Below are 2987 nucleotides of genomic sequence, written 5' to 3' on the forward strand. Positions count from 1 at the left end.
ATCAATTCAAGTAATTGCTGTTTGTTGCGCCTGGGTGTCCGGTGAAGCGGTTGCTGTTCGTCCATCGATCATTTTTTAGTAAGCGACAAATGTAACCGGCACATTTTGAAATTCAGTCGTGGTTCTGGTTAGAGGTTTACGTAAAGCCAGTGATAAATGTTTCATATTTAATAGTACACAACATTCGACTGCTTGCCGAGGTAGCGGCATTAGAAGTACTAAAGTTGATTTATTTTTCAAGGTAAAAAAATGTTCTGTCGATTCATTGTAGCGCATTAGCCACTGCATCTGCAAGCAATTTTTAGCAGTGGCATTGTTCTTAAAACAGCTCTTGGTCTTGGTCTTACCGCCACTTGATGCCTGTTTGCTCCAGGGGATCAAGTAATAATCCGGGATTAGGACTGTACTTAATTGCTTGTAACAGACTCACTAAATAGTTCTCCTTATCATTTTGTTTTAGATAGGACCTGGGAAGAGCTGTATGTGTTGACAAAAACTTCATGTCTTAGATTTATCTGGCTAAAGTACAAAATATACGATAAGCGTCGTACATTGTTTAGCTGAACTTTTTTTTGAGGAGACAAATAAGAATAAATAGTGAAAAGTCCATTGAAGTTCTTACTACCATTATTGCTAACGAACAGGGCTTTGCGATGGTGGGAAACTGAATCAATTCTGCCCACAACTAAAGCTAATTGAAAAACTGTAGATGAAGGTAATAGCAAAACATATAAATAGAATTCCATCAAGCACAAACTGAATATAATAGAATTACAAAATTTGGTCCGCTGGTTGGAGATGCTGCAAAAATTGTATTGTAACTGAGGTGCCTGGATAAATTTGCCTCAGGAATTTTGTGCCTGAGAAAAGTAGTTATCAGGGTGCCGGAGAAGGTGGCCCGTAGGCTTTATGCCATAATGTTCTTTTAGTATTGCCAAATTTATAAATCTTAATTACATATAGGTTATCAAAATCCTCGTGGGTGATTGCAGGAATCGATTTGCCTGAGAGTCCAAATACAATTGTGGGCACATTGTCTGAATGACCCACAATCAGCACGTCCTTTCCACTAATTCTCTTTAACGCGCTGATAAGGGCCGGAGTAGTATCCTTGTCGTATATCCGAATAGACTTCCTTAGTTTAGTCGCCAAAGGCCTCGCCGTTTGTTGCGTACGTATGTAGGTCGAGGCAAAAATGGAATCAATTCCTTTTGGGAACAAATTATCACGCAAAATTTCTGCTCTGGTAAACCCAATTTCAGAAAGGGGCGAATGATCTGAGTTGTCAAGGCGGTCGGCATGCCGGACAACATAATAGTACGTGGTACAAGAAGAATAACAAATACAAACCAACATGCTCAAAAAAAGCGTTTTCATTTGAGAAAGTTTATAATACATGCGAGTGAGAACCTGGTGTCCCATTTACCTAAAGTATACGGCTAAAACGAATATAGATGATCTTAATCCCCATACCAATACCATTTTAGTGGTAAGTCAATTGCGGAATTGCCAGTGATGTCGATACCGATGGACTGAGTTGCTGCATATATCCATCCACCACCGGATCATGGATAGTGATTCAATAAAAATTGGATTGGCAAAAATTTTAGTAAGTAAGAAAGATTTTTGCAATTCCTGGGATTTATCAGATAGCCAGGTTTGATGTTGTGCTTGTGGCAAGAGCGGGTAATGACTCCTGTTTTTTTTTTTTTAATATAGATAGAATAACTTTAACTTTCCATTTCATAGCAAGTATATCATTGCTCTCAAAAAATCATTTAACCAACTTGTTTGGTTTCGGTGTACACTTCTCCGTACTTATTGATAGCTTTTTCTTCTCTTCTCCTGCCCGAAATGCTTATCTATTTTTGTACTTACATTTTTAAAAACTTGAAAAAAGTATTATTTGTAGTCCAGGTTAATTTTGGAATACTAATGACGCAAAGTCAGGCATAGTTGATCTGAATGCAGACCATGTGAGTACCTAATTATTTTGTGGTACAATATCTTCTAACCAAAATAAATATCGTATGGCGAAGACTGCAAAAAGTAAAACTTTAGGTCAGAAAAATTCTTCAGGCCCAAAGAAGGAAGGAGAATACCGATCAGGACCCATAGAGGGAACAGCAATAATCTCTGGTGCTACCTTTTCCCGAAAGGGGCTTCAATATGCAGAAGTTGATGGGTATGCTATGTTTGAAGGGGATATCATTTTAGGGAGGATTGATGAAATCCGCGATCATATTATTTCAGATTCCGAGATAGCTCACGCTGTTGTCGTTACCGGGCCACAGGTTCGCTGGCCCAATGCCACGATACCGTATGAAATTGCTACCAATGTAACCAATCAGCAAAGGATAACAGATGCCATAGCTCATTGGGAAGCTAACACTTGTATTCGATTCATTTTGCGCACTCCTCAAAATGCAGGTCAACACCCCGATTTTGTGCTATTCCAGACCGGTTCTGGCTGTTCTTCAAATGTGGGTCGTCGGCTGGGTCAACAAATTATTACCTTAGGACCCAGCTGTACAACCGGCAATACGATTCATGAAATTGGGCATACTGTAGGGCTTTGGCATGAACAGAGCAGGGAAGACCGTGATCAGTTTATTCGGATCGTATGGGCAAATATTGATCCTGCAATGCAACACAATTTTTCCCAACACATCACAGATGGCGAGGACATAGGCAATTACGATTACGGTTCGATAATGCATTATTCCCGGGATGCATTTTCGAATAATAACCAGGATACAATTATTCCTCTGCAAACTCTTCCTGCAGGTGTAGTAATGGGGCAGCGAAATGGTCTTTCACAAGGTGATATTAATGCTATCCGGACAATTTATTGCGGTGGTCTACCTTTTGTTCCGCCTTTCACGATACCGTTTAGACCGCCGTTCTTGACACCGTTCCTGCCACCTTTCGTGGCACCGTTTAGACCGCCGTTCTGGCCACCATTCCAACCGCCTTTTGTGGCACCG

The 2987-nt window shown here is 40.3% G+C and carries 3 protein-coding genes; 1 reads left to right on the top strand and 2 read right to left on the bottom strand.

The features are described 5' to 3' along the window. Window positions 1-343: 343 nt before the first annotated feature. Both VK664_RS00025 and VK664_RS00030 read right to left on the bottom strand, forming a co-directional pair. Window positions 344-502, bottom strand: coding sequence for a hypothetical protein (locus tag VK664_RS00025; RefSeq protein ID WP_461396533.1), 159 nt, complete (start codon window positions 500-502; stop codon window positions 344-346). Window positions 503-876: 374 nt separating this feature from the next. Next, window positions 877-1377 carry a phosphoglycerate mutase family protein gene (locus tag VK664_RS00030; RefSeq protein WP_461396534.1) on the bottom strand — a complete coding sequence of 167 codons (501 nt, stop codon included), beginning with the start codon at window positions 1375-1377 and terminating at the stop codon, window positions 877-879. Between the two features lie 653 nt (window positions 1378-2030). Between VK664_RS00030 and legP the strand changes: the two genes are divergently transcribed. Then, window positions 2031-2987, top strand: a 957-nt coding sequence (gene legP, locus VK664_RS00035) for a Dot/Icm T4SS effector Zinc-dependent metalloprotease LegP (RefSeq protein ID WP_461396535.1), incomplete at its 3' end; no start/stop codon positions are given.

This window comes from Flavitalea sp., assembly GCF_035489435.1.
In the GTDB taxonomy this organism is placed as follows: Bacteria; Bacteroidota; Bacteroidia; order Chitinophagales; family Chitinophagaceae; genus DATHKG01.